Here is a 26,642-nt window from a genome sequence, read left to right as displayed (position 1 = left end):
AGATCAACGGGGATGAGGCTAGGTGCTTTCTGCTTCTTCGGTTTCTTTGTGGTCATTACGTCGGTCATGGAATTTCCCTTTCGGTATTATTTCATAACCCCGTTCACACAGAAAATCTGACAGGCTCACGATCATGCACTAATCAGAAGTACGTTCAACATCACAGGATGTCTATGCACTGCCAATCCCATCATTTTTTTGTAAGACGTGTGGTTGTAGTCGGCTCAATCGCTTGCCAAGGGCGCCGCGCATGCTCGTGCCACACCAGCTACTTGGCTATAATTCTCAGATCAATAGAAAAATAAGCCATCATGACATTGGATAAAATTTCCCTTGCGTGCCCACATTGCAGTGAACTCGTTATTCAGCTCGCCACTGAAGCACGTCCGATTCAGGAACAGCGACTCGGTTGCCCTGCATGCAAGCGAACAAGCCCGCTGGCAAATCTGAAAACTGACGACGGCAATACGTTCCGGCTATACATACGCCAACTCTCCCTCAATACCCGCATTACGACCCATCCTCGTAAGAAATAGCAGCGCAAAACCACTCCGCTACGTAGTCGATGAAACACTTTTTTCCATCGCTGCCCCTGCTCGTTGAACTCAATGTACGTTCGCTAAAGGGCGGTCGTATTTTTTTGCGCAGAGTGCTACAGTTATAAAAAATTAAGTAGCGAATCAACCGCTTACCATTTGCACTGAATCTCAAGCTGCGATGACGTGTAACTCGTTGTTGCACAAGGGTTTTTGGTTGCGGTCCGTATCAATCTGCACCAAAAGTACGATGATCCCATATTGCACCATTAAAACTACAATAAAGGAGATGAGATGGATTTGGTAAACAACGATGCGCTCTGTGCTCTGAATCATCGTTGGCATTTAATGGCAGACTGTATGGTTTGTCGAGGTTGCAAGCGAAAACTGATTGCTTCACGGGTGAGGGTCAGCTATTGATTCATAGAGACAACTGCTCCAATGCAGCATCCATGCATCCTTGGGCAGAACTCCGCGCCGCTCTTTCGCAACCCTCTACAACGTCAAGAGAAGACGGGGCGACTCGATAGTTAGACAACATCGGCTCGCATGAAGCAAGGTCCGTTTCCGAGATGCGGCGATACGCTTGTGATTATTCAATCAAATCACTCGCATCGTTATTTCCTGCGACAGTGGCATCCGCTAAGGGGCTGTTTTCTGACGTTGGGAATTTTTTCGCGGGGAGGATGATTATGTCTTCAGCAAGTACCGCTAATTCCAACGTCAATTATCCAAACGTCCGGTTTCAGTGAAAAATAGATCCTCTGACCACGAAAAAGGTACCATCTTGCCGCTCAAGAAAAAGGAAACCATCGCCCTCGATGCCGACGGCGTTTTGCTGAATTTCCATGAAGCGTACCGGCTAGCTTGGCAGCGGGCTTTCGGGATACTGCCGGCGGTGCGCGACCCAGAGGCGTACTGGCCCATTGACCGCTGGGAAGTTGAAAGATTGGAAGGTGGGCGACTGACGCATTTCCGCAAGCATTTTGACGAACAATTTTAGACTATCGTGCCGGCGATCGACGGGGCGGTCGACGCCTGCATGAGGCTGCAGAACGCCGGCTACGAAATAGTGTACGTCAGCGCTGTGGAGCAGCGATGCCAGGCCGCGCGCCTGCAGAATCTGCGAGACTGCGGCTTTCCGATCAAGCGCGTGATTGCAACCGAAGGAGTCACAGGACAAGTTAGTCCCAAGGCTGCCACGTTAAGAGAGTTACGGCCGCTCGCGTTTGTTGATGATTACTTGCTGTATTTGCGCGGTCTGCCAGGCGACATTCATGCGGCGCTGGTGCTCCGCGAGCCGAATGGCACAGACTGGACCACATCTACTTTGCGGAGTACGACGGTCCAGACCAGGATCGCTGGAAATCGAGAAAGCCCCTATAGTGGGACCATGTCGTGCAAAAGTGGCAAATTTATTCCGCCGCATTGACAGTAATATAGGAATAGCAGACGCAGTCGGGCCCCGTATCAGGACGTGCCCGCTGCCATCCACAAAATCGCGTCGTGCAACGTATTGATGATTCGTAGTGTTGTATGGGAAAGCGCCCTGACCGGGATTGACGAGGAAGGACTGATGTCATGCGCGTTTTGGTCGTTGAAGATGACAGAAAAATTGGCTCGTTTGTCGTCGCGGCACTGCAGCAAGCCGGTTTCGCGGTCGATTACGCCGAGGATGGCGTGAGTGGGCTTGAGCTGGCGCTTGCCGCTCCTTATGACCTGGCCGTCATTGATATCATGCTACCCCGATTGGACGGGCTGTCGCTGATCGAGACAATGCGCCGCCGGAAGATTCTCACGCCGGTTATCATCCTCAGTGCTAAACGCACCGTCGATGACCGCGTAAAGGGCCTCCAGGCAGGAGGTGACGATTACCTGACAAAGCCGTTTGCGCTGACCGAACTGCTGGCGCGCGTCCACGCACTGATTCGCCGCGCCACTGGAGCCACTGAACCGACCCGACTGATCGTGAGTGAGCTGGTTCTTGACCTGCTGGTACGTGAAGTGACACGCGACGGACAAAAACTCGACCTACAGCCGCGCGAGCTTTCCCTGCTCGAATACCTGATGCGCAATGCGCGCCGTCCAGTGTCCAAGACGATGATCATGGAACACATTTGGGATTACAGCTTCGATCCGCAGACCAACGTCGTCGACGTACTGGTCTGCCGCCTGCGTAACAAGGTCGACCGCGGTTTTCCTGTGAAGATGATTCATACCATCCGGGGGGTGGGGTATGTTCTCAAGGGTCCCTGATTCTCTCCGGAAAACCATCAGCTTCCGGCTCGCGCTTTGGTACTCGGCTTTCTTCATTCTGAGCACCGTCTCGCTTTTCGCGCTCGCGTATTTCCTCCTGGCCTCCACGCTGCGACAGCATGACCGCGACAGCGTTGAGCAGAGGCTTCAGCAACTGGCGGCTCAATACCAGGCAACGGATCTCGCAGGGCTGAAAAAAGAACTGACCCGTGAAACACGGCTGCGAAAAGCGAAACCGTTTTTCATCCGCATTGCCGGACCGCGCAATACGACTGTCTTCATCGAGATTCCCGATCAGTGGGCGCAGTTCGATCTGAGCCGTCTCGAACACGCGCCTCTGGCCGATCCCGGTGCCTTGATTCGACTGCCGGCAAAAGATGATGAGGCCGTCCTGGAGATCGTTGGCACACCCCTGCCCGACGGAGGCATGTTGCAAATCGGCAAGAGCACGGAGGAACGCGATAGCGTCCTGGAAAGCTTTGGATGGATCATGGCCGGTGTCATGCTGCCGATGGTTGTCGTCGGCGTGCTCGGAGGGGCATTCCTCGCACGGCGCTCCCTGCGACCGATTCGCCAACTCATCCAGACCGTCCACGCGATCGAGTCAGGGGCCATGGCGGCGCGGGTGCCGATCCGCCAGACCGGCGATGAACTTGATGAACTGGGGACGCTGTTCAACGGGATGTTGGACAAGATTGCCACCCTGGTCGAGGGCATGCGCAACGCGCTCGACAACGTCGCGCATGATTTGCGCACGCCGGTGGCGCGCATTCGTGGCATCGCGGAGGTCGCCCTGTGCTCAGAGCCGGGGCCGGATATGTATCGGGAAGCGCTGGCGGACTGCGTGGAGGAATCGGATCAACTGCTCCAGATGCTGAACACCTTGATGGACATTTCCGAGGCGGAAACCGGGGCGCTCAAATTGCACCTGGAACCCGTCAATATTTCGGAACTCCTGGCCGATGCGATTAACCTCTATCAGCACGTGGCCGAGGATAAAGCTATTATCGTCTCGATCACCGCGCCGCAGCAGATCTGGTTGACAGCGGACCGCAACCGCCTTCGTCAGGTGATGCTGAATCTTCTGGATAACGCCGTCAAATACACCCCAGAAGGCGGGCGAATCGAGGTACAGGTTTGCTCCCGGAAGAACGGAGTCGAGATCCGCGTCGCAGACACCGGGATCGGCATGACAACCGACGAGCTATTGAAAATCTGGGACCGCCTGTACCGCGGCGACCGTAGCCGCTCGCAGCGCGGCTTGGGGCTGGGCCTGAGTCTGGTGAAGGCTGTCGTCGAGGCGCACAAAGGCCATGTCAATGCAACGAGCAAGCTGGGTGCCGGTTCGGTCTTCACTCTCACGCTTCCCGTCGCCTTTACCAGCGAGAGTCCATTTCCTCCAAGCGACAAGCCGACTCTTACAAAGATGTAACGTTCGAGAAAGGCCTCGGCAAGATCCCGCGACTAATATGGCTTCTGTGGGGTAGGCATGCCGGTTCCTGTGTCGGCGGCACGAGGTGCCGCGAATGGATATCGGCATCGGGTCGGCCTTGCAAAGCAAACGATTCGCTCAAGGAGTATCGACAATGAACGTCATGCAAAGGAAGCAAACGATAGGCGCAGTGTTGGGAGCACTCACGTTGGGTGCAGGGCTGCTTGGCAGCGCGCAAGCGGCCGGTGACGGAAAATCCCAGTCTCCGGCCTATCAATCCAGCATCAAGGTGCCGGACCAGCAAAACGGGGAGCGCGGGGAAGCGGCCAGACTCGCCGCACTGGCGAAGATTGATGCGACTCGGGCGATCTCAGCCGCGCAGGCCCAAGTACCCGGGGCCGTGCTCAAGGTCGCCCTCGACAACGAAAACGGCAACCTCGTGTACAGCGTGGAGATCAAGACGGCCAGCAATGAGATCAAGGACGTGAAAATCGATGCCGGCAATGCGGCGATTATGCATGTGGGTGCCGCCAACGACGAGGAAGAAACAGAGGAATAGCCGGCACGGATGAATGAATTTTCCACCGGCGCCGAATAATCGGCGCTGAAACGCCAAGCACTGACTTGAATGCCTCGACAAGAACGTTAAATGACTTGGCTCTATACAAGGAGTCGACATGAAAAAGCTACTGTTAGTCCTCATTGCGGCGATGTTTTCCGCCTTCACTGTCTCTGTGGTTGCCGCCGACACGACTGCCCCGGGAGCCGCTGCCGACGCGTCCAAGACGCACACCGTTAAGCATGCCAAGAAATACCATAGAGAAAGCAAGGCGCGGGAAATGAAAGAAGAAAAAGGGGAGAACAAAAAGCATGAAATGAAAGACACCAAAGAAACCAAAGCACAGGAAATGCAAGAGAAATGAGCAAATCACTGCCAGCGACTCCTGAGTGAATCTGGACGCGCATGTCAGGAAAACATTCGCCTGCTCCACAGCGACGACTTTCCCTTATCAGGCAGTTAGGAGGTTCACAATGAAACGCATCACGCTCGCCATGGGAGCAGCAATGGTTGTAGCAAGCCTGGTAACGGTGGTTCCTGCGGCGACTGCGCAAATTAGCGTCCCACCCGAAAAAATGCAGGGTACCGTAGCGTATGTTAGTGGCGGTATCGGGCGTGACGAAGTAGACGCCATCAAGCACGTCGCCGCGCAGTACGCGTTAGAGTTGGAATTTGCTCGTAAAGCAATTCCACGGGATGAATACGTGTCGGATGTCAAGGTTTTGATTAAAAACCAGGAAGGCAAGCCGGTTCTCGACACGACTTCCGATGGCCCTCTCCTCCTCGCGAAATTACCCACAGGAATATATAGCGTCAGTGTTGACCGGCATGGCGATACGATACAACGCGTCGTGCAGATCAAGGCAGATAAGCACGCACGGCTGATTTTTGTGTGGACGAAGTAGCAACAAGGCTGGGCACGATGATCTGCCGAGTCATGCGGCTGACCGGCGCCGTTTTCTGGCGGCTTACACCGCATTGATGTTGACGACGACTGCTGCGCTAATCCCAGACCGCTGTCGCCCAGAACGAGTACCCTTGCTATGGATATCGCGGGCCTAATACAGAACTACGGCTACCTTGCGGTCGCCGTGGGAACCTTTTTGGAAGGGGAAACCATTCTCTTCATGGCAGGCGTTGCCGCTTACCGAGGCCATCTCGTGTTGCCTACGGTGATGGTCGTCGGCACGCTTGCAAGCTTTTTAGGTGATCAGCTTTACTTTTATGTGGGTCGACGATACGGGACAGCACTTCTGGAGCGATTTCCGTTCGTGCAATCACGCGCAGCACGCGCCAAGGCGCTGCTGGACAGGCATCACCTTCCGCTGATCCTGTCAATTCGATTCCTGTATGGCCTGCGCATCGCTGGGCCGATCGCGATAGGGATGAGCGGGGTTCCATGGTTCCGATTTCTCGTTCTCAACTTAATGGGGGCGGTCGTTTGGGCAATAGTCATTGCCGGTGCGGGCTATGGCTTCGGACAAGCTCTGGCGTATCTGCTAGGGGGTTTTGATGCCGACGAGGCCTGGCTGCTAGCCGCGATCTTGCTCTCCGGATTACTGTGGTGGCTATTCGCACGTCGCAGACCCCCTGCGAGCCTTGGAAAGTAGCGCCCCCGTTTCTATCCATGGAATACGGATAGACAAGCTGCGAAAGGATGGCATGCTAATCCTCGTCTCGGGTCTCAAACCTTGCATCCGTGCCGGAGCAATGCGCAATGGCGTTTTCTATGGATGTAGCGGGGAGAAACCCATGCGTGGTTCGGACCGGTGCTGGCAAACCTATTACGCAATCGGCGTTAACCAGTATGCGCGCCGCAAGGCCCGGCACGTGAGCTAGGCCCGTTCAAGAAAGGAGCCACCATGCAGCACAGAGTCAAGCAACACCCGCGGCTAGCCGCAATGGTCATCGTTGCGTTGGCAACTCTGATCGGTAGCGCTCCAATCGTGGGCACGCCAGCCATAGCAACGGAACGGCCGGCCGCGCCGGAAAAGAATCCACCCGGTGACATTCCAGACACCCAGGCCTTTGTTACCTATATGTCGCCATTGGGCTTTTCGCTCAAGGTGCCGGAGGGTTGGGCGCGCACCGATCGTCGTGATGGGGCCAGCTTTTCTGACAAGTACAACGCAGTCAACGTCACCGTCGCATCCGCTGCCAGTGCGCCCACTGCAGCATCTGCGGCCGATCATGAGGCCGCCCTGCTGGTCAAGGCTGGTCGCGCGGTAAAGGTAGTAGCGATCAGGAACGTGATGCTGCACGCCGGCCCGGCGCTGCGGATCGTTTACACATCGAATTCCGAACCGAACGCCGTCACGAACAAACAATTGCGACTGGAGAGCAATCGTTATCTGATCTATCGGGGCGGCAAGCTAGCCACTCTCGATCTCTCTGCGCCACTTGGAGCCGATAATGCCGACCAATGGGAACTCATGTCAAATTCATTCCAATGGCGCTGAAGTGTCGCCGTTGGAAGCGGTTGAACTCTACCGTTTTTTCCATAGCGGCGACGACGAGACGGCCGCGTTACGCGGCGTCTCGCTGCGGCTGCGGGCGGGGGAATTCGTCACCCTGATGGGGCCGTCCGGGAGCGGCAAGTCGACGCTGCTGGCTTGCCTCGCCGGGCTGGATGAGCCGGATGGCGGTCATGTCGAGGTGATGGGGCTGCGTATGTCGCGGCGGTCAGAAGCTGCTCGCGCCGCTTTGCGAGCTCGGCACATCGGTATCCTGATGCAATCGGGCAACCTGTTTGAACACCTCACGGTGGAGGCCAATATGAGGCTGCAGATGTCGCTGTCTGGACAATCCGATCAGCGCACCATCGACCACTTGCTGGAAGTGATGGGCCTTACCCGCCAACGCCGCGCTTATCCATCTCAACTGTCGGGGGGCGAGGCTGCGCGCGCCGGGCTGGCAGTAGCCTTGTCGTCAAATCCCCAGGTGCTTTTGGCGGACGAGCCCACCGCGGAAGTGGACGCGGTCACCGAAGCCAGCATCCTGAACCATTTGATGGAACGATGCCGCGCAGGGGGCGCGGTCCTGATCGCGACGCACAGCATGGCATTCACGTCACATGCCGACCGTCTCCTCCACATTCGAGATGGACGTATCACTCATGCCTGACACCCTGATCGAGGCCCAATCGGTGGGCCGGCGTTACCCGCAAGGCGGGGTATCTATTGCAGCGGTCGCCTCCGCGACATTCCGTTTGCATGCGGGGGACCGCGTTGCGCTGGTCGGCAGATCCGGAAGCGGCAAGTCGACCTTATTGCACCTGATGGCAGGACTCGACGTCCCGACGAGCGGTGCGGTCACATGGCCCGCGTTAGGCACCGCCGAAACGCTACTGCCAGAGAAGATTTCGCTGGTGTTTCAGGCGCCGAGCTTGCTGGAGCCGCTGACGGTGAGTGAGAACGTTGCGCTGCCGCTGCTCATGGCGAAAGCGACCTGCGATATCCACAGGGCGGTGGCGGATGCGCTCACCACCTTCGGTCTGGAGAACCTGGCACGCAAACTGCCCGAACAGCTATCCGGTGGGCAGATGCAACGTGTCGCCATGGCCCGTGCGATTGTCGGCAACCCCAACGTGATCCTGGCCGACGAACCGACCGGCCAACTCGATGGGCCAACCGGCCGCGCATTGCTCGATGCGCTTCTCGCGCATCTCGCAGGTACGCAAACGGCGCTCGTCATCGCTACCCATGATCCGGCGGTGGCCGAGCGCATGGAGAGGATGTGGCAAATGGAGCGCGGCACCCTCATCGAAACAGTCAACCCGGTGGAGGACATATGACCTGGTTGTGGTTTTTCGGCCTCGTCAAGGAACGCAAGGGGCGCCTCGTCGGTGCCGCGGCGGGCATTATGCTGACCGTGGCGTTGTTGGCCGCGCTTGGCGCATTTCTGGCTCAGAGTGCCGCTTCCATGACGCGCCGCGCGGTCGCAGGGGTGCCGGTCGACTGGCAGGTGCAACTGGTTCCCGGGACGACCGCGCAGTCGATTGCCGCAGCCATTGGAAAAGCTACTGCAGTGTCCAGGCTGCAAACGGTTGGTTATGCCGATGTGGACGGGTTCGAAGCCCATACCGGTGCGACCGTGCAGACCACCGGCAAAGGCAAGGTGCTCGGCTTCGATGCGTCCTACGTCGATGATTATCCGGCGCAGTTGCGGACGCTGCTTGGCAGCCTGGATGGCGTTCTCGTCACACAACAAACGGCGGCCAACTTGCATGTGACGGTCGGCGATTCTGTGACGATCCATCGTGCCGGCCTTGCGGCAGCCGAGGTCAGTGTGGCTGGAATTGTCGATTTGCCGCATGCTGATTCGATATTCCAGACCGTTGGGATTCCGGCTGGGGCGGCACCGCAAGCGCCCCCGGACAATGTCCTGTTGATGCCCATCGACGCGTGGCACCGCCTGTTCAATCCGCAGGCGGCCATCCAGCCGGATTCTATTCGCGTTCAACTGCATGTACAGCTGGCACATGCCAGCCTTCCGGACGATCCGCAGGCAGCTTTTGCAGCGGTGCAAAGGGCGGCGAGAAACCTTGAGGCACGCATTGCGGGTAACGCAATCGTGGCCGACAATCTGGCGGCGAGGCTCGATGCCGTACGCAGTGACGCACTGTATGCCAAAGTGCTATTTTTGTTTCTCGGCGCACCGGGGGCACTCCTGGCTGCTTTTCTGACGATCGCGGTGGTGGCATCCGGCGCCGACCGGCGCCGACGCGATCAAGCACTGTTGCGAATTCGGGGGGCCGCGCGCACGCAAATCATGCAACTGGCGACGGTCGAAGCGGCGTGCGTTGGCATGGGCGGCACAATTACCGGATTATTGCTGGCCACGCTCTTGTCCCGCATGCTGCTCGGCGCTGGTATTTTCGCCGCGTCCGCCATCGGCTGGATCGCCGCCGCTGTCTTGGCTGGCGTTCTGCTTGCCCCTGCCGCCATTCTCGCAACGGCATGGCTCGATGCGAGACAGAAAACGGTCGCGGCGGCCCGGATGACAATCGGCAACGAACGCGCCCGACTCTGGCAACGCATCGGCTTCGACTTCATTCTCATTGCCCTGTCGGCCCTCATCTTCTGGCGAACATGGAGTACCGGCTATCAGGTGGTGCTGGCACCCGAAGGAACGCCCGCGTCCTCGGTGGATTACCAGGCCTTTCTCGCGCCGGTCTTGCTATGGCTGGGTCTGGGGCTGCTAACCATCCGGTTGTGCCTGGTGGGGCTCGGTCGCGGGCGCGAACGCCTGGCCAGATGGCTGAAGCCTATCGCGGGGTCCCTTTCGGGAGTCGTTGCCGCCGCCATCAGCCGGCAGCGCAAACGAATGACGCAGGGTATCGTCCTGGTTGCGCTGGCCTTTGCTTTCGCGACGTCGACGGCCGTCTTCAACACAACCTACAATGCGCAGACGCGCGTCGACGCCGAACTCACGAATGGTGCGGACGTAACGGTCACGGGTACGTCACAGACACCGGCGTCAACCAAGCTCAAGGCGCTGGCAGCCCTACCCGGCGTGAGTGCTGCGCAACCGATGCAGCACCGGCTTGCCTACGTTGGTACCGACCTGCAAGACCTGTACGGGATAGACGCCACGCACATTGGGGATGCAACGCGGATGTCGGATGCGTACTTCGAGGGCGGAAATGCAAAAAAGACGCTCGACCTGCTTGCGCGAACTCCTGACGGCATTCTTGTTTCGGAGGAAACCGTCAAGGATTTCCAACTACATGTCGGCGATGAGATCAACCTGCGGCTGCAAAATGCACAGGATCATCAGTATCGCGTTGCCAGATTCCACTTCATTGGCGTGGTGCGTGAATTTCCGACCGCGCCGCGTGACTCTTTCCTGGTGGCCAATGCCCGCTACGTTGCACAGCAGACCAATGCCGACGCGGCCGAACTCGTTCTGCTAAAGACATCCACTGCGCCCGTGCAAGTTGCGGCGGCAGCGCGGGCTCTCGTCGCCGCGTTGCCAGGGGTCAAGGTCACCGACCTTGGTCAAGCCCGGCACCTCATCGGATCCAGCCTGACCGCGGTCGATCTTGGCGGACTGACGCGCCTGGAACTTGGCATCGCCGTTCTTCTGGTGGCCGGGTCAACAGGACTTATTCTTGCTCTCGGACTTGCCGACCGACGGCGCACCTTCGCCATTCTTTCGGCGCTCGGAGCGAAACCCCGTCAGCTCGGCGCGTTTCTCTGGAGCGAAGCCGCATTGCTCTTGATCGCCGGGACTAGCGCCGGAATACTGACCGGCTTTGCGCTCGCTTGGATGTTGGTCAAGCTCTTGACGGGTGTTTTCGATCCCCCGCCCGAGTTGCTCAGTGTGCCGTGGCTCTATTTGGCCGCCCTGGTCGGTGTGGCGATTGTCTCAGTTGTTGTCGCAGTGATTGGCGCTCAGTGGGAAACGCGCGTCCCGGCAGTACAACGAATGCGCGAGCTTTAACGATATGCACATATGTGCACTGAACTGTCACCGAATCATTCTGTTGACAACGGCTTTTGGTCGCGTTCCGTATCAATCTGCACCAAAAGTACGATCCTATCACTCAGCGAAGGCAACTTTAGAATTCACATTTACTTTTCGTTATGCTCTATTGTTTCGAGATTTTCGAGAGTCTTCGGCGTGACAAACGCCAATCCGATGCGGTACACCGAAACATCGCCATCCAGGGTCACGGGAGGCTGCAGCATGGCATTTGTATATTGAGTCGCGAGCGCTGCTGGAATAGCATCTCCCTCATGCGTTGCATCCCAAATCAGTACGGCGCCAGAACGTTTTAGATCTTGTGGGTCGATCCAAGGGCTAAAACGGAAACTGCCATGCGAAAACATGGTGGAAGGCCGTTCGCTTGAATAAAAAGAGATGTTGCCAGCATACCAAGTGTCACCTGCGACATATTTCAGAGGGCTTTTGATGGCCGCGTGCCATCTATCCGCCACGGTCTGGGCAAGCTCTGTACCGGGAAAGTGCGTTCTTTTTTCGTTTCCTGTGATTTTCGGTGCATAGAGTTGGTCAAGAATGAAAAACGCTATTGGTAGCAATAACACAACAAACCAAGCGCGGCCAAAATAACGCAATCTCTTTGTTGTTAACGCCGGGCGTATTGCCATGACAATAAAAAGACCCCCGAAACACCATAGTGGCGCACCCCACATCGCTCTGAGCGGCCGTGCCGTGATGATGGACAAGAATAACGAGATAGCGATTGGCCCAAGTGCTAGCGTAGTGACATAAGCCTGATCAAAATTTTTCCACTTTAGCTGTAACCAGGTACGGGATGATTTCCAACGCCATAGCATGATTGCCATCAAGAGCATGGGAAGAAGCGCTAGTAGTTGCGCGCCTAGAAATGAAAGGAAGCACTTTAGAAAAGCCGTTATCTTTGTGATTTCCGGCGCACGTCTTCCCACATATTCGATTGAGACAAAGCCGCTCTTAACTATCCAATATAAGTGTGGAAGAAATAACAGCGTCGAAGTCAGCACTAAAATCCAGGGACCGGGTGATGCCAGACGACGGCGAGCCACTGGATGGGCAATCATGAACAAGGCGAGCGGCAAAAGATAAGCGCCCATCGAATAGCGTGACCATAGCCCCAGGCTAGCGACGATTCCGCTCAAGAACCAATCGGTTAGACGATTGCCGGTAATAGCTTTGTGCAGCAGCCAGCCAAACAGCGCCGCAAAAGGCATCTGCAGGACAATATCGTTGAACTCTGGAGTTGGGAAATTGAAATAGTAAACACCTTCGAGCAGGAGCGCACCAACCAGGGCTTCAGCATCCGTTGCAATGCGTCGCCCGAGCTGCCACACGGAAAAGAAGACGGTCGCTACGCACAGTTGTCCGGCGAGATAGCTGATCCAGAGCCCCTTATTAGACCAAGTCGTGATGAGTTCAATCACCCATGCGAAGAGCGGTGGATCCTTCTCATAGCCAAGTTGCCATTCACGCCCCCAGGCCAGTCCTTCGACCATGTCGAGAGAGGCGTTGTTTTGCAACATCATTGGCAGCAAAGTCCACACCATCACATGGATGAACACAGCACCGGCAAATGAAAGTACGAGTGTCTGCTCGCGCTTCAGTGTCTCTTTGGCTTGTAATGTTTTATAGAGCGTTGTCAATACAGCCATCATATAAAATCAATCAATTGCATATTTATTGATAATTCATCGTGAAAGTGAAAATGACCTCTTTAATAAAAGGTCTTTTTTCAACCGTTTAGTATGGACGTAGATGGTTCAGTTCACCATTATTCCTGCACGAGCAATTTTCTTTGGTCAATCGTCAAATACGCTACCAGCCCGACAATGGTCAAGAGGAAGATAGCGCTCGTGCCGACAGTTCCCAGGCCCAAACCGCCGTTGCTAGCAGGTTGCGACAATAGATCACCGCACGATGCCCCAAACGGGCGAGTGAGAACGTAGGCAATCCAGAACGCTAAGATCGCGTTGAGCCTGAAGACGTAATGGGCAATGGTGACGGCACCAATCAGCGCACCGAAAATCAGCGCTGACACCGCGTAACCGAGGCGCAGACCTTCCGCAGCAAGGTCGCCCGCCGCCGTACCCAAGGCAAACGTGAACAGGATGGCCGCCCAGTAAAAGAGCTCACGTTTGGAAGTGTAAATGGTGTGAATCGACAGAGTTCTCTCGCTAGCGTACCAACCGGCAAACGTTGCCAATAAAGCCACGCCAAATACGGCAGTGGTAGTTTGTAACGTCACGCCAAAGTTATCCACCAGGTTATCTGTAATGAGCGTGCCGAAAATGCTGAGCAAGACGACGGTGACCCAGTAAACCCAAGGCACGTATTTCATGCATCGGATCTGAGTGATCAGAAAAATCAGAAGCAACGCCCCCATGATCAGCGAGGTGCCAGTCAGACCCAAATGTAAAATAACCTTCAGAAAATCCGCCGCTGTTTCTCCGACGGTCGTCGCCATGATTTTGATGATCCAGAAGAAAATCGTGACTTCTGGAACCTTGTTCAGCATTCGCACCGTGCTTTTACTCAGAGGCCTGTTCATGAGGTTTTCTCCTGAAAGATCGATGGGGTGCATCAATTGTAGCGGTCACTATGGCCCGTGAAACTTAGGGGAAACATAGGATTTTTCTGCAAACCGGAAGAATTCGACCACACGAATTGATGGGAGTGTAAGGCGTTATGCCGCCAGCGTCGGGTTCCAAATGTGACCAACTCTCCGGATGGGTATAAGAAACCTTTGCATAAACAGGGACGAGGAGAAAATTTCGCGATTGGAGGCGATCGCGCAAGGTTAGCGCGACTCGTCGGTTCTATCGTGCCGTCTTGGCTTGCGCGACAGAGGGCTCCTCCTGATCTGTCATGTCGAGCCCAACGAGGTACCAGCTAATGCTGGCCTCGATCTGTTCCATGTGTCGCTGCACCTTGGCACATGTGTAGTTCCTTTTTCCGGTTATTCACGGAATCAGTCGAGAAAGCGCTGAACGGGTTAAAGCCGGTATCGGCCGCCGATCAGATCGTTTTTCTTCCGAATATTTTTCGCCCAGCCAATTTTTATCGTTGCCGCCATCAGTCATCTGCGCACCGCACTGCTGCCGGGTGGCGTCCTGATCGTCGCCGTTCTTTTTCTATTTCTTCTGAACGTCAGAACAGGTTTATTTGCCTTCTTTGGACTTGGCCCACGCCTGTAATTCTTCAGCGAACAAGCGAACGTCAGAAGGGTAGCTTGCTGTTCAAATGCTTTGAAGCGTTGACGTTGCGCTCAAGCTCTCAGGACGAAAGCCTGTTGGTCCAACTATCCGCCTGAGTTCTTATCAGACGGCATCTCCGTCTTGTGGGGTTAAGGCGGCCAACGGTTCCAACTGGCGGGCAAAACCCGCAAATGCCCTGGACCAGTCTTTGAATTCAGAAACCAACTCGTCGGCGGCCTCCCAAATACTCGTTCCATCGTTTGGCACAACCAGTCGTGCACCGTTGACTACGGTGTGAGCCATTGCGTGTAAGCGTAGTAGATCGTCGCGTGCACCGTCTATCCCACCAAGTCGCGCGCGAATGGCGTCCAGCTGATCGACCATGCGCAGCAATCCAGCCGTGTCATAACTATCTTCCAGCGTATGCAAAGTATTGGCATTGACTGTGCCGTATGGCGTGTTGACCGTTTTGTCATTTGGGGTGTTCATGCGTTTTCCCCTTCATTTCCCTTTCGACGTGATTCAGTTGCCGCTTTGCGAAATAAAGTATCGCGGATCCATTGTTCTGGTGTCCGTTTGAGGTTGAGGTGGTAGTCACCGAATCGCTTGACCCCGCTGGTAATGTAAGGGCTCAAGAACGTCAAGTCGGAGATGTCGATTTCATGCCCCTCGGCGACCAATGTTTGAACGACGCGCATCATGTCCACCGTATTCTGTAAGATCACGGCAGCCGCTACGAGGTCGTTGTAGCGCAGCCGCTTTTGTTGTTCTTCTGGATCGTTCTGTGCGATCACGTCGCCCCCAAAGGAGAGCCATTTTGCGAAGCCGTTATAGGATTCCATTTTATTGGTCTCGCCGGTCACTTCTTGCCGTAACTTGATATCCGAAATCCATTTGAGTAAAAAGATGGTGCGTACTGCACCGCCCAACTCACGTACCGCGGCAAACAGGCGGCTGCGTCCAGTGTGCGCACTTAATTTCTTCAACAAGAGTGGTGACGCAATGCGGCCAGCTTGGATGGAGAGCGCAATGCGCATCATGTTTTGCCATTCCGATTCAATCAGGCCCCAATCGGTCGTCTCGGTAAACAAACGGTCAATGTGCTTATAACGCGTCTTCTTATCTGCGCGCTGCAAATCCAGATCTTTCCAGTTGCGAATACGCGGCATCAGATTGATCCCGAGCAAATACGTAAAAGCAAAGACGGCGGCCGATTGTCCTTGGGTATGCGAGTAGACAGTGTCAGCTTCCACCGATAATTTGGCCTTCAGCAAGCCTTCAATGACATAGATCGCCTCCCAGACACCGGGAGCGATGAAATGGCGAAATACCGCAATATAATTATTGGCTACATGTCGGTAAGCGACCGCGCCCATTTTCCGATATCGGAAATGGAAGCCGGCCAACAGATTTTCTTCGTAAAAATCGTACTGTGTCCCGTCAGCCGCTACTGACTTGCCGTCGCCCCAGAGTTTAGGTAAATCCAGGCGCAGGTGTAGTTCATTCAGGTCGCGGATGGCTGCATCCAGATTTTCGACCGTCATATGCCGACGGTTCACGAAGGACAGCATGTGCGGCGTAACGTCACCTGCCAAGTGCCTGGCAGCCTGATTCGGCCCCAGATTGCATCCCAATGCGAAGATGGTCAGTAGATAACGCTCTGCCGCACGTTTAAGTTTGGGATCGCTGCCGGAAATCGGTCCAAAATGCCGCGTAAACCGTACCCAATGCTCCAAATTGGCCAACACATCAAGTAAATTGCGGGTCGGCAGCCGATTCATGATCGTACTCTGCAATGCGATCGCTGATGCGGGGATTTCCTTGGCGGTGACCCGCTTCAGCACCGGTTCGCCGGTAGGGCCAATAACGACATCGCCGTGATGATCCGGAAACTCACGATCAACCTCTTCGGCTTTGTCAGCAAGTTTCTTTTTGAGTACGGCGACGAAATCCTTGGCATTATCGGGGAGCCCAATTTTTTCGCAATAAGCGGGCAGCATCTTTTGGCATTCCTCCCAGGATAGCAAATGCTGCCGGTGGTCTGCAAATGTTTCAGATCCAGCCACGCAAACATCGCCGGAGCGTAACTCACTAGCCAAATGTGAAAATACGCTCAGTTCCAGATAGCGCCGGTTGGTAGGTTCACCGTCTTCGTGAGGACGCTTGACCAATTTATGCCACCGGTCGGTTGCAAATGAAAGATCCACGACGTCCTCCACCCAGTCAGTACGACGAGTTTCGTTTTCCAACACCACGTTGAGCGCATCCAGCAATGCCCGGTTCTGCGTAACCGACTCAAAGACAAGCACGCGGGCAATCCGGAAAATGATGGCGCGATGGCTCGTAAACGGCTTCCACAATAACGGCAGATGATTCTTCCCGCTCCATACCCGGATGGCCTCGCATTCCTCTCTCAAACGTTCCAGGTTGCCGCCGGGCGCCAGGAGTTTGCGTATCTCTAAGCCAGTTCTCTGGTCGCCGAGATCGTCTACCAAGATATCAAGGACGCTGTCCAATTTCTCGACAAGGCGCTCAGATAGCGCACGCTGGCGCAACTGAATGCTGGCTAACTCCTCTCTGGCACGCTTGTGAATGACTGCCATGCGGCGGATGAACATCTCAGTCAAATCGTCGCGTGCTCGCACACGCATGCTGCGGATCAGAGCAAGAATCAAGGTGTGGCGCTTTTCTACGTTCAAGCCTTTTAATTCCGCGGCGTCTAACGCCATCGCCTGGCTGGCGAAATGCCTGAGCTTTGATAACGGAATACCTTCCAGAGGCTGGTCAACTTCAATTAAGGATTCCAGCCAAGTGAGATGGTCGAGTAGGTTTTCCAGATGCTTTTTAGACGCGCGCTTGGCACTACGCTTGATCTGATTGAACTGCGTCTGTCGTTGTGCGAGTTCGGTGGCCAGCAAGTTTTCTAAATAATCATGCTGTTCGCTAGTGAGTCGTTTGGCGACACGTTTGAAAAGCTGGTCTTGAACAGTTGTGTGAACCTGTTCGGCGATCTTGTCCAACGTACTAAAAGCAGGCAGTTCGTAGTGGCAGCCAATCAGTTCTTCTACGATCGCATTGATAATGTCAGTCCGCATATCCACCACCTGAGCCGCCTCCCGGGCGACACGAATGGCCAATTTTCTGGCATCTGGGCCATCGAACGGGGAGACGCCAAGATATTTGCGTATGGCGGCATGGTGGCGGTATAGCGTGGTCGCGCTGTTGTAGACGACTGTATTGGCAACCGGAAATCCGCGCACAGCCGCGATATGCGAAACAATTTCTGGAGGAATATCCGCGACTGGTGGAAAGTAGTGAAGTTGTTCGAAGCATTTAAGCAGTACCAGCACACTGAGCTGGGTGTCCTGACCGCGGGCTAGGCTGCGAACCCATTCAATTTCCTCCGGAGAGGGCGTGTAGTAAGCCTGAATATCCCGACTTGGAAGGACGTTGGGAAAACGAGGATACGCGGTACGTTCGATCGATGCCATCCAGCCTCCGAGTGGGCGAAATGGGAAATATTATCGCAGCGATCAAGAAAAAGAAACGTACCAGGTGGGGGATGCAAACGCTCGCTTTACCACACCCATGCAAGAGCGCGGAAACGATCACTTATGCAAAATAAAAACAAATTATCTCTCACATATAACTAAAAGTGTTATGGGTTATTTTTACCCTTATCTCGGCATGACCCCTACTAGGCAAGGATGGAAACAAATCAGGAGTTAAGTAGCGCCGGGGTACGCAAACCTGCTGTTTCGCCGCCATCCACAGTCAGTACCGCGCCGTTGATATAGCTGGCGGCCGATGACAACAACCAGTAAATCGCTTCCGCCACCTCGCTTGGCTCCGCCAGCCGCCCGGCCGGTATGCGATAGGTCAGTGCTGCCAGGCGAGCGCTGTCGGCAACCACCTTGTCCATCATGCGCGTGGCGATCTGGCCCGGGCACACAGCATTAAAGCGAACCTCCTTACCATACTCGAGCGCCAGCGCCTGCGTCAGTCCCAACACGGCGGCTTTCGATGCGCAATAAATGGCAAGGCCTTCTTCCCCCACCTTACCCGCAATCGATGACACATTGACCACCGCTCCCCGCGCCGCAATCAACCCGGGCAAGGCTTCACGCGTAAACAGAAAGGTCGAACGGGCGTTGGCGGCGAACACCCGATCCCAATCGTCGATTGTAGCTTCGCGAAATTTGGCGCGCGAAGATGTGCCGGCGTTGTTGACCAGGCCTTTCAACTTGCCGCCACCAAGTTCCATCGCCTGCGCCACGGCATTGATGCAATCTTGTTCGATCGAGACGTCGCCACGTGCGAAGGTGGCGCCGGCAAGTGCGGCTTCCAACGCTGCACCGGCAACCTGTTCGCGCCCGGTAAACAATACGCGTTCACCTGCTGCAACCAAACGCCTGACGACAGCTTCGCCTATGCCGTGGGTACCGCCGGTTACGATGTACATGCGCCGTTCCCGTTCGCGTTTATCGGATAATTCGTCACAGGCGTGCCAAGCCAGCCTTGTTCCTGGCGAGCCCAGTATTCCGACATCAACAATGCGGTGATCGGCCCTGGCATACCAGTGCCAACCGGTCTGCCATCAAGCAAGCAAACCGGCATGATGCCTCCGGCAGTACTGGTAAGAAATATTTCGTCTGCGTCCAGCATCTCCAACACCCTGACCAATCGAAATTCGCAGGGCAGTTCCAGCAATACGCATAATTCGCTTACCGTCCGACGCGTCATCCCCTCGAAAACGCCTCGTGCCGGACTCGACAGCACACCGTTTTTGACGACGAAGACGTTGAAGCCGGCGCCTTCGGTAACGTTGCCATGCCCGTCGTGCAAAAGAGCTACGATGGCTTGCCGGTCGTATGCCTCGAAAATACCCATCGTCAAATCCAGCCAGTGGAAATTCTTGATGCGGGGATCCACCGATTCCGGTGGAATCCGTGTCACGCTGCTCAGCACCATGGGTAGCCCATCGCGACGCTGCGTGTCATTGGCGATCCAGACGAATGGCGTCGCAAACGCATAGAAACGGTTGCTGCAATCGCGGGGGTCACGCGAGCTCGGCGGTGGCACACCACGTGTACATGTCATCTGCACGTAGGCGTCGCGCAAGCCGCTCAGGCGCACGCACTCGATCAGGATGGCTGCAATCTCCTCATGGCTGTGTGGCAATGCCATACGCAGGGCATGCATCGATGAAAAAAATCGATCGATATGATCATCCAACCGAAAAAAGCTGCCCTTCCATACGTGAGCGACATCGTAGGTGGCGTCGGAACGGACAAAACCACGATCGAGCAACGGCATGCGCGCTTCGTGGACCGGCATGTATGCATCGTCCACATAGGCGACGCCGTGATTGTTGCGGGGATCAAGAACATTCATGTGATTATCCGTTGCTAGTGAGATGTTGTTTTGATTGACGCGCCATCCAAGCGGCAGCCAGCAGAACGAACACTGCCAGTAGAAGCAAGAAGGACGACATCGCCAGGATGGAGGGGTTGATGCTGTCGCGAATACCGTCGAACATCTGTCGCGGCAAAGTGCGTTGAGACGGACCGCTGATGAACAGTGCGACGACGATTTCATCAAACGAAGTCATGAATGCAAACAGCGCACCGGAAATCATGCCAGGTGAAATCAGTGGGATCGCAACATTGAAAAAAGCGCGTATCGGCGATGCGCCCAGGCTGGCGGCGGCGCGCAGCAGATTCATGTCGAAGCCTTGCAATGTCGCCGTGACTGTGATCAAGACAAACGGTGTTGCCAGCACAGCGTGCGCCAGTACCAACCCTGGCAACGTGGACGCGAGACCGACCTGACCGAACAGGAAGTACATACCCAAACCGCTGATCACCGATGGAATGATCATGGGTGAAATCATAAACGCCAGCCAGGTACGCGCCGCCGGTAGATTGCGGCGCGCGAAGGCTAGCGCTGCCAGCGTGCCGATCACGGTCGCCAGCATGGTCGAAGCGACACCAACGATCAAACTATTGCGCAACGCATCCATCCACGGCCCCGAAGTAAATACCGTCTGGTACCACTGCGTCGAAAAACCCGGAAGCGGATAGGAAAGAAAGCTGCCGGCACTGAACGAGATCGGCACCACGGCTATCAGGGGTACGATCAGAAACGCCATCATCACTGCACCAAACACATAGTGCAGCGACTTGCTTATCAGACATAGATGCGAATGATTCAAGATAAAACTCCTAACGCAGCCCTACGATTTGACGGACACCGATGGTGCGTGCGGCGATGATATATATGAGCATGATGCAGCTCAGCATCACGATACCCAATGCCGATGCCATACCCCAGTTGATGGTGGTATTGGTATAGAACGCGATGAAATAACCCAGCATCTGTTCCTTGGCGCCGCCGACCAGCGACGGCGTAACGTAATACCCTGCCGCGACGATAAACGTTAGCAATGCGCCGGCGCCGACGCCCGACATGGTCATCGGCAGGTATACCCGGAAAAAGCCGCGTACCGGGTGTGCGCCGAGCGACGCCGATGCACGCATGAACTGCGGTGCAACGCCTTTCATCGCACTATAAATCGGCAACACCATGAACGGCAGCAGGATGTGGACCATGACGATGTACAAACCGGTGGCATTGAATATCAGCTCCGCCGGTTTGTCGATCAGGCTCAGCGCCAACAGCAATTTGTTCACCAGCCCTCCTTCTTGCAACACGACGATCCAGGCAGTGGTACGCGCCAGCAGCGAGGTCCAGAAAGGCAACATCACCCCCATCAGCAATAGAAAACCAAACCATTTCGGCGCTTTGACCATCAGTGCAGCCAGCGGATAACCGACGAACAGGCATATCAACGTAACTACCAAAGCAATCTTGACTGTCTTGAAAAGGATATTCAGGTAAATGCGCTGGTCCTCTGGCATACGGCCGATACCGCCATCGTTTGTCATGCGTAAGTCGAGCGCCGTCAACAGGTAGTACGGGGTATAGGCGGGTGCCACACGACGCAGGGAAAGCCAGAGATCGGGGTCGCTCCAGCGTTCATCGATCGCCCCCAGGCGCGATCGCATGTCTGGCAGTGCTGGCGCGGCGACATTGACGGCATCGCTGTTTGCAGCAATTGGAGCCAGCAAATCATTCACGGCCACCGCATTGGGATTCCACGCCGGAACCGGCGCTGCATCTGTCTGCGACAAGTGCCTGGCGGTTTTCAGAATCAGGCTACGATAGCCACTGGCTTCGTAATTGAAACGCCGGGCCATTTCACCGAGCGGCTTACTACCGCTGGCGGCAATCAGATCATCACCCACTGCCTGGTACACCTCTGGCGGCGGTAATGCGGTCGTAGTTCGCCACGCCGCCAATGCCTTAACGGTGCGCGGCATGGCTTCGATCATTTCCGGATTGGCGACTGCGCGATAAAACATCATTCCTATCGGCAGCATAAAAAATATAGCGATATACAACGTCAGCGGAGCCATCAGCAATAACGAGATAGTCCGCTTGCGCTGTGTCGATTGGCGTATCGCCTGCTGCAGCGATACTGGAACGGACGGTGTAGGCAAAACGCGATCCTTCATGGTGGCGATGATACAACTGAGTACGTAACGACCCGAACCGTATCGGCCGCCGCGCTTTGGTTGTTATTTACTGCACAATCCATTTATTGAATCGCGCCATGATCTCTTCTTCATGATCCACCCAGAAATGGGTATCCAGCAGCAGCGCCGTCTTCAGGTTTTGCGGCGCTGTGGGCAGTTGCGCAAGGACATCCGGCTTGATCATGTCGATAGCACGCGTATTGACGATGCCGTAAGGAATCAGATCGGTGAAATTCTTTTGTCTATCAGCGCTCAGCATCGTGTTCAACAGCTCAAGCGCAGCCGTTTTGTTAGGCGTGTTCTTGATGATGGTCCAGTAATCCATGCTGTATAGCTGATTGTCCCAACTGATCGGAAAATTACTGCCTTCGCGGTTTGCAATCGCGATACGTCCGCTATAGGCGGCAGTTGCAACAACAGTTCCGGACGCCAGCCACTCCAGCGGTTGTGCGCCAGACTCCCACCATTGAATGCTCGACTTGATCTGGTCCATCTTGGCGAATGCCCTGTCCTGTCCGGCTTTCGTCGCGAGCAATTTGTACACATCAGCCGGCTTGACGCCATCTGCCATCAACGCAATTTCAATTGTCATCCGGGCCTGCTTGCGCAAACCGCGTTTACCGGGCCACTTTTTTATATCCCAGAATTCGGCCCAGGTTTTAGGCCCATCCATACCGAATTTTTTACTATCGTAGGTGATGACTTCCGACCAGACAAACGCGCCCACGCCACACTTGGAAAGCGCAACCGGGGCGACGTCCCTGGCATTTGACAACTGCTTGAAATCGATCACTTCAAGCAAGCCTTGGTCGCACGCTAACGCCATTTCATTTTCATCCATGTGCACCACATCCCACGTGATGTTGCCGGACTCCACCATCGCCTTTTGACGAGCAATGCCGCCCGTATAGCTATCTTGTACGATCCGCTTCTTCGCCTGTGCAGAGAACGGCTGAAAGTAAGCGCGATTAAAGGCGTCTTGCGTGGCGCCGCCAAAAGAGACTACGGTCAAGTCTCGGGCAAATACCTGACCGCTCAAACCAACGATGAGAATTAATACCAAGGTCAATAAATGTTTCATCAGGCTATCTCCATTTTTTTAATATATTTTATATGATATATCCTATTTTAAAATAAAGTCATGCATTTTTTAAAATACATTTGTTGTTTATTTTTTGAAAGACATCCGAATTTAGCTGTGTGCGTTCAACTCACTTGCCGTTAGTTGACCGAACCAGATAACCCATCCCGGCCGCCATCAATAGCAAAATTGTCGCCGTCAACATCGCAATTTTGACGCCGGCAATCGCATCCCCGCCGAAACTATCGCTGACCAGTGCGCCAAATACCGCCACTCCGACCGCTCCGCCGACCTGCCTGGCGGTATTGAGTACTGCAGATGCGGTCCCGGCCCGAGCTTTCTCGACACTCGATAATATCGAGGTCGTCATGGCCGGCACAGCCAGTCCCATGCCGGCCGGGATCAGCACGAAACCCGGCAGCATCTGCAGGAAACTGGCGTCTGTCGCAATCCCGATCGTCCCGAGTAAACCATACCCCAAGGCGCCGATAAAACCGCCCAGCACCATCGGCAAACGTATGCCGGCACGCCCGATCAGCCAGCCGCTGACCAGGTTTGAAAGAATGAAGGTGCCGGTCAGCGGCAAAAACGCCAACCCCGCTTGCATCGGATTGTAGCCCTGCACTTTTTGCAGATAAAAACTGATCACGAAAATCACGCCGTAGTAGGAAAAATTCACCAGCACCCCAAACAAGACGGCTGCTGTAAAACTGGTCTGATGAAAGAAATTCAAAGGCAGCATCGGATGCGCCACCTTTTTTTCCACCATGATGAAGGCGGCGCCGGCGACCAGCGCCAGGCAGAATCCGGACAACACCAGCGGGTGTCCCAAGCCTAACGGGTGAAGCTCGATCACCGCGCCAACCAGTCCCGTCAGCGCAAAAATCGCCAGTATCTGCCCCAGGAAATCGAAGGAATGTGTGTGCTGTTTGGCTGCCATGGTTGGCACCACGCGCATGGTCAGCATGAAACCCAGGATGCAAATCGGAATATTCACCCAAAAAATACTGCGCCATCCGGCAGTCGCCAACAGTAAACCGCCTAACACCGGGCCGGCGGCAATCGAAACGCCGCCTGCCGCGGTCCAGAGGCCGATGGCTTTGGCCAGTAGTTTCTTGTCGTGGGCACAAGCACGATTCAGGATCGCCAAAGAACTAGGCACCAGCAACGCCGCGCCGATTCCCTGGATTGCCCGGGCAATATTCAAAAAGGCGGCATTGGGCGACAGGCCGCAGGCGGCCGAAGCCAGGGCAAACAACAGGAAGCCGGCCAGGAACAGGCGCTTGGAACCGAATTTGTCGCCCAAAGCTCCGGCCGACAATAGAAACACGGCAAAACCGAGGGTGTAGGCGTCCACCACCCACTGCAAGGCCGAGACACGCGCGTTCAGATCGGCGCCGATCTGCGGCAATGCCACGTTGACGATGGTGATATCCAGCTGCACGATGATAAAGGCGAAACTGCTGGCCGCTATGGTCCAGCCTGCTGCCGGCGTTGATGTCGGCGTTTGCGTAACAGGAGTGGTGCTATCTCGATCTAATACTTGCACCGGTTGGGGAGATGTCATTGCAGCGACTCCATTGTGTCATTGTGTAAGCGATCAAGTCCTGATTCTGAGCCAGTTGGGGCCGCTTGTCACACAACAACAGTACGGTTACCATCAAACTATGAACGACGAACCAGACCTCAGCCGGCTAGCCCGCACCATCGGTGATCCGACCCGCATCCGCATGCTGTCGCTGCTGATGGAAGGACGCGCCCTGACCGCCAAGGAACTGGCATACGGCACCGAAATCAAACCTGCCACCGCGACTACGCATTTGCGCCAACTGCTGGAAGACAAGCTGCTCGACATGACCACTCAGGGCCGGCACAAATACTTTCGCCTGGCCTCGCCGGAGGTGGCGCGCCTAATCGAATCGTTGATGGTGTTTGCGCCGAAACGTAAACGTATCGGCCCGGCTACCGGCAACGACGCCATCTGCACCGCACGCTTCTGCTATGACCACCTGGCAGGAAAACTTGGCACCCGGTTGACCGAGGTGCTGCTTGAACGCGGCTTGCTGGATGCCGACGATGGGGTATTTTCGCTGTCGGCGGAGGGCGAAGCCTGGTTCAACGGCCTTGGTATCGATACCGGAGAACTACGGAAAAGCCGACGCCAGTTTGCTTATCCCTGCCTGGATTGGAGCGAGCGCAGGGATCATCTGGCAGGCGCCTTGGGAGCAACGCTGGCAAAGCGCATGATCGAGCTCGGGTGGCTGACCAGAACCAAGAATTCACGCGTGGTAGGGATTACGCCGGAAGGCCACACCGCGTTGGCGGAACAGTTCGGGATTGCACTGCATCAGGAATAAGTGACACGGTAATTCAATGTAAGACTCAAGGTAAAACCATGCATCAAGGTGTTCTCTTCGCATTGTTGGCGGCGGCGCTATTTGGCGCCAGCACACCTTTTGCCAAACTGCTTGTGGGGCAAGTCTCACCGGTCATGCTGGCCGGCCTGCTGTATCTCGGCAGCGGTCTCGGCTTATCGTTATGGTATGTAATACGACACGCGCGCTTACGTAATCACTTGGGTAATCAATTACGTAATCAAGCTGGCAGTGGCGCATTGTCCAAAGCCGACCTGCCCTGGCTCGGCGCGGTGATCCTCAGCGGCGGGATCTGCGGCCCGATCCTGCTGATGCTCGGCCTTTCGATCACCCCTGCTTCCAGTGCTTCCTTGTTGTTGAATATGGAAGGCGTCCTGACTGCGGCTCTTGCTTGGTTTGTTTTCAAGGAAAATTTCGATCGCCGGATTGTTCTGGGCATGCTCGCCATCGTATTGGCCGGGATCTTGCTGTCATGGCAGCAAGTACCGGAGTTTGGTGTCCCTTGGGGGCCTCTGGCGATTCTGGCAGCCTGCCTGTGCTGGGCAATCGACAACAATCTGACACGCCGGATCTCCGCCAGCGATGCGGTCCAGATAGCCGCGCTCAAAGGCATGGTCGCCGGCGTAGTCAATCTCAGCGCGGCCTTGCTGCTGGGCGCGCAATTGCCCGCCATCGCCAGTATCGGCGCCGCGGCGCTCATCGGTTTTTGCGGGTACGGCGTCAGCCTGGTGCTGTTCGTTTTAGCGTTACGCCACCTGGGTAGCGCAAGAACTGGCGCCTACTTTTCGGCCGCACCATTCATCGGTGCTGCGATTTCCCTGCTGGTGTTGCATGACACGGTGGGCGGCTGGTTCTGGCTGGCCGCAGGATTGATGGGAATCGGCATCTGGCTGCACCTGACTGAAAGCCACCAGCATCTGCACACGCATGAAGAAACCGAGCATGCGCACAGCCACCGGCACTATCCGGACGATGTGCACCACCAGCACCAACACGACTTTGACTGGGATGGCCGCGAACCGCACAGCCACCCTCACCGCCACCTGCCCATCAGCCATAGCCACGCGCATTACCCGGACATACATCATCGGCATAGCCATTGAACCATCCTGGTGAACTATCCTGTTTTTC

General features: G+C 55.6%; 23 protein-coding genes. 13 read left to right on the top strand and 10 right to left on the bottom strand.

Translation table 11 applies throughout. The features are described from left to right. Nucleotides 1-1,323 precede the first annotated feature (1,323 nt). From KHU29_RS17890 to KHU29_RS17840, 11 genes are all read left to right on the top strand, one after another. Nucleotides 1,324-1,539 carry an HAD family hydrolase gene (locus KHU29_RS17890; protein WP_211454345.1) on the top strand — a complete coding sequence of 72 codons (216 nt, stop codon included), beginning with the start codon at nucleotides 1,324-1,326 and terminating at the stop codon, nucleotides 1,537-1,539. A gap of 578 nt (nucleotides 1,540-2,117) precedes the next feature. After that, nucleotides 2,118-2,792, top strand: coding sequence for a response regulator transcription factor (locus tag KHU29_RS17885; RefSeq protein ID WP_211454343.1), 675 nt, complete (start codon nucleotides 2,118-2,120; stop codon nucleotides 2,790-2,792). Then, on the top strand, nucleotides 2,773-4,224 hold the full coding sequence (locus tag KHU29_RS17880) for a sensor histidine kinase (RefSeq protein WP_211454342.1): 1,452 nt from the start codon (nucleotides 2,773-2,775) through the stop codon (nucleotides 4,222-4,224). Before KHU29_RS17885 ends, KHU29_RS17880 begins: the two co-directional genes overlap by 20 nt. A 94-nt stretch (nucleotides 4,225-4,318) precedes the next feature. Next, complete coding sequence (locus KHU29_RS17875; RefSeq protein WP_211454340.1) at nucleotides 4,319-4,783, top strand: PepSY domain-containing protein; 465 nt, start codon at nucleotides 4,319-4,321, stop codon at nucleotides 4,781-4,783. 118 nt (nucleotides 4,784-4,901) lie between these two features. Next, on the top strand, nucleotides 4,902-5,147 hold the full coding sequence (locus tag KHU29_RS17870; protein WP_211454339.1) for a hypothetical protein: 246 nt from the start codon (nucleotides 4,902-4,904) through the stop codon (nucleotides 5,145-5,147). 109 nt (nucleotides 5,148-5,256) lie between these two features. Further along, on the top strand, nucleotides 5,257-5,688 hold the full coding sequence (locus tag KHU29_RS17865; protein ID WP_211454338.1) for a carboxypeptidase regulatory-like domain-containing protein: 432 nt from the start codon (nucleotides 5,257-5,259) through the stop codon (nucleotides 5,686-5,688). 138 nt (nucleotides 5,689-5,826) lie between these two features. Continuing rightward, nucleotides 5,827-6,393 (top strand): DedA family protein, encoded by a 567-nt coding sequence (locus KHU29_RS17860; RefSeq protein WP_211454337.1) that lies wholly within the window; start codon nucleotides 5,827-5,829, stop codon nucleotides 6,391-6,393. A gap of 252 nt (nucleotides 6,394-6,645) precedes the next feature. Continuing rightward, entirely contained in the window at nucleotides 6,646-7,242 is a 597-nt protein-coding gene (locus KHU29_RS17855) for a hypothetical protein (protein WP_211454336.1), read from the top strand. After that, nucleotides 7,196-7,906: an ABC transporter ATP-binding protein gene (locus KHU29_RS17850; RefSeq protein WP_211454335.1), complete on the top strand. Its 711-nt coding sequence runs from the start codon at nucleotides 7,196-7,198 to the stop codon at nucleotides 7,904-7,906. Before KHU29_RS17855 ends, KHU29_RS17850 begins: the two co-directional genes overlap by 47 nt. Then, the gene (locus KHU29_RS17845) at nucleotides 7,899-8,576 is read left to right on the top strand and encodes an ABC transporter ATP-binding protein (protein WP_211454334.1); all 678 of its coding nucleotides are present in this window, start codon (nucleotides 7,899-7,901) and stop codon (nucleotides 8,574-8,576) included. The genes KHU29_RS17850 and KHU29_RS17845 overlap by 8 nt, the downstream gene beginning before the upstream one ends. After that, nucleotides 8,573-11,227, top strand: a complete 2,655-nt coding sequence (locus KHU29_RS17840; protein ID WP_211454332.1) for an ABC transporter permease — start codon at nucleotides 8,573-8,575, stop codon at nucleotides 11,225-11,227. The genes KHU29_RS17845 and KHU29_RS17840 overlap by 4 nt, the downstream gene beginning before the upstream one ends. 131 nt (nucleotides 11,228-11,358) lie before the next feature. On the opposite strand, the gene KHU29_RS17835 is transcribed toward KHU29_RS17840, so the two are convergent. From KHU29_RS17835 to KHU29_RS17790, 10 genes are all read right to left on the bottom strand, one after another. Then, a complete protein-coding gene (locus KHU29_RS17835) occupies nucleotides 11,359-12,918 on the bottom strand; it encodes a glycosyltransferase family 39 protein (RefSeq protein WP_211454330.1) in 1,560 nt (519 codons plus the stop codon). Between the two features lie 116 nt (nucleotides 12,919-13,034). Then, the gene (locus KHU29_RS17830) at nucleotides 13,035-13,811 is read right to left on the bottom strand and encodes a COG4705 family protein (RefSeq protein WP_211454329.1); all 777 of its coding nucleotides are present in this window, start codon (nucleotides 13,809-13,811) and stop codon (nucleotides 13,035-13,037) included. Between the two features lie 769 nt (nucleotides 13,812-14,580). Beyond that, the gene (gene tnpC / locus KHU29_RS17825; protein WP_211454327.1) at nucleotides 14,581-14,946 is read right to left on the bottom strand and encodes a Tn3 family transposase post-transcriptional regulator TnpC; all 366 of its coding nucleotides are present in this window, start codon (nucleotides 14,944-14,946) and stop codon (nucleotides 14,581-14,583) included. Further along, complete coding sequence (locus KHU29_RS17820) at nucleotides 14,943-17,948, bottom strand: Tn3 family transposase (RefSeq protein WP_211454325.1); 3,006 nt, start codon at nucleotides 17,946-17,948, stop codon at nucleotides 14,943-14,945. The genes tnpC and KHU29_RS17820 overlap by 4 nt, the downstream gene beginning before the upstream one ends. Before the next feature lie 227 nt (nucleotides 17,949-18,175). Next, entirely contained in the window at nucleotides 18,176-18,919 is a 744-nt protein-coding gene (locus KHU29_RS17815) for an SDR family NAD(P)-dependent oxidoreductase (RefSeq protein WP_211454323.1), read from the bottom strand. After that, the gene (locus KHU29_RS17810) at nucleotides 18,907-19,851 is read right to left on the bottom strand and encodes an aminotransferase class IV (protein ID WP_211454321.1); all 945 of its coding nucleotides are present in this window, start codon (nucleotides 19,849-19,851) and stop codon (nucleotides 18,907-18,909) included. The genes KHU29_RS17815 and KHU29_RS17810 overlap by 13 nt, the downstream gene beginning before the upstream one ends. A gap of 4 nt (nucleotides 19,852-19,855) precedes the next feature. Further along, nucleotides 19,856-20,671, bottom strand: coding sequence for an ABC transporter permease (locus KHU29_RS17805; protein WP_246542212.1), 816 nt, complete (start codon nucleotides 20,669-20,671; stop codon nucleotides 19,856-19,858). Between the two features lie 10 nt (nucleotides 20,672-20,681). After that, on the bottom strand, nucleotides 20,682-22,019 hold the full coding sequence (locus KHU29_RS17800) for an ABC transporter permease (RefSeq protein ID WP_211454319.1): 1,338 nt from the start codon (nucleotides 22,017-22,019) through the stop codon (nucleotides 20,682-20,684). A gap of 82 nt (nucleotides 22,020-22,101) precedes the next feature. Further along, nucleotides 22,102-23,136, bottom strand: a complete 1,035-nt coding sequence (locus KHU29_RS17795; RefSeq protein WP_211454317.1) for an ABC transporter substrate-binding protein — start codon at nucleotides 23,134-23,136, stop codon at nucleotides 22,102-22,104. Between the two features lie 130 nt (nucleotides 23,137-23,266). After that, nucleotides 23,267-24,703 carry an MFS transporter gene (locus KHU29_RS17790; RefSeq protein ID WP_246542210.1) on the bottom strand — a complete coding sequence of 479 codons (1,437 nt, stop codon included), beginning with the start codon at nucleotides 24,701-24,703 and terminating at the stop codon, nucleotides 23,267-23,269. Nucleotides 24,704-24,803: 100 nt separating this feature from the next. Here KHU29_RS17790 and KHU29_RS17785 point away from each other — a divergent pair, with 100 nt between their 5' ends. Both KHU29_RS17785 and KHU29_RS17780 read left to right on the top strand, forming a co-directional pair. Continuing rightward, nucleotides 24,804-25,493: an ArsR/SmtB family transcription factor gene (locus KHU29_RS17785; protein ID WP_211454315.1), complete on the top strand. Its 690-nt coding sequence runs from the start codon at nucleotides 24,804-24,806 to the stop codon at nucleotides 25,491-25,493. A 38-nt stretch (nucleotides 25,494-25,531) separates the two neighbouring features. Further along, nucleotides 25,532-26,614, top strand: a complete 1,083-nt coding sequence (locus tag KHU29_RS17780; RefSeq protein WP_211454313.1) for a DMT family transporter — start codon at nucleotides 25,532-25,534, stop codon at nucleotides 26,612-26,614. The last annotated feature ends 28 nt before the right edge of the window (nucleotides 26,615-26,642 follow it).

This window comes from Collimonas antrihumi (genome assembly GCF_018304965.1).
In the GTDB taxonomy this organism is placed as follows: domain Bacteria; phylum Pseudomonadota; class Gammaproteobacteria; order Burkholderiales; family Burkholderiaceae_D; genus Collimonas; species Collimonas antrihumi.
The sequence above is the reverse complement of the archived record's forward strand: the minus strand, read 5'-3'. Positions and strand labels throughout refer to the sequence as shown.

Bases quoted from the DNA above. Each gene is read 5' to 3' on its own strand.
- KHU29_RS17810 (WP_211454321.1), bottom strand. From the start codon at position 19,851: ATGAATGTTCTTGATCCCCGCAACAATCACGGCGTCGCCTATGTGGAC.
- KHU29_RS17840 (WP_211454332.1), top strand. From the start codon at position 8,573: ATGACCTGGTTGTGGTTTTTCGGCCTCGTCAAGGAACGCAAGGGGCGC.
- tnpC (WP_211454327.1), bottom strand. From the start codon at position 14,946: ATGAACACCCCAAATGACAAAACGGTCAACACGCCATACGGCACAGTC.
- KHU29_RS17830 (WP_211454329.1), bottom strand. From the start codon at position 13,811: ATGAACAGGCCTCTGAGTAAAAGCACGGTGCGAATGCTGAACAAGGTT.
- KHU29_RS17845 (WP_211454334.1), top strand. From the start codon at position 7,899: ATGCCTGACACCCTGATCGAGGCCCAATCGGTGGGCCGGCGTTACCCG.
- KHU29_RS17785 (WP_211454315.1), top strand. From the start codon at position 24,804: ATGAACGACGAACCAGACCTCAGCCGGCTAGCCCGCACCATCGGTGAT.
- KHU29_RS17865 (WP_211454338.1), top strand. From the start codon at position 5,257: ATGAAACGCATCACGCTCGCCATGGGAGCAGCAATGGTTGTAGCAAGC.
- KHU29_RS17850 (WP_211454335.1), top strand. From the start codon at position 7,196: ATGCCGACCAATGGGAACTCATGTCAAATTCATTCCAATGGCGCTGAA.
- KHU29_RS17815 (WP_211454323.1), bottom strand. From the start codon at position 18,919: ATGTACATCGTAACCGGCGGTACCCACGGCATAGGCGAAGCTGTCGTC.
- KHU29_RS17885 (WP_211454343.1), top strand. From the start codon at position 2,118: ATGCGCGTTTTGGTCGTTGAAGATGACAGAAAAATTGGCTCGTTTGTC.
- KHU29_RS17820 (WP_211454325.1), bottom strand. From the start codon at position 17,948: ATGGCATCGATCGAACGTACCGCGTATCCTCGTTTTCCCAACGTCCTT.
- KHU29_RS17790 (WP_246542210.1), bottom strand. From the start codon at position 24,703: ATGACATCTCCCCAACCGGTGCAAGTATTAGATCGAGATAGCACCACT.
- KHU29_RS17835 (WP_211454330.1), bottom strand. From the start codon at position 12,918: ATGATGGCTGTATTGACAACGCTCTATAAAACATTACAAGCCAAAGAG.
- KHU29_RS17880 (WP_211454342.1), top strand. From the start codon at position 2,773: ATGTTCTCAAGGGTCCCTGATTCTCTCCGGAAAACCATCAGCTTCCGG.
- KHU29_RS17780 (WP_211454313.1), top strand. From the start codon at position 25,532: ATGCATCAAGGTGTTCTCTTCGCATTGTTGGCGGCGGCGCTATTTGGC.
- KHU29_RS17870 (WP_211454339.1), top strand. From the start codon at position 4,902: ATGAAAAAGCTACTGTTAGTCCTCATTGCGGCGATGTTTTCCGCCTTC.
- KHU29_RS17795 (WP_211454317.1), bottom strand. From the start codon at position 23,136: ATGAAACATTTATTGACCTTGGTATTAATTCTCATCGTTGGTTTGAGC.
- KHU29_RS17855 (WP_211454336.1), top strand. From the start codon at position 6,646: ATGCAGCACAGAGTCAAGCAACACCCGCGGCTAGCCGCAATGGTCATC.
- KHU29_RS17875 (WP_211454340.1), top strand. From the start codon at position 4,319: ATGGATATCGGCATCGGGTCGGCCTTGCAAAGCAAACGATTCGCTCAA.
- KHU29_RS17860 (WP_211454337.1), top strand. From the start codon at position 5,827: ATGGATATCGCGGGCCTAATACAGAACTACGGCTACCTTGCGGTCGCC.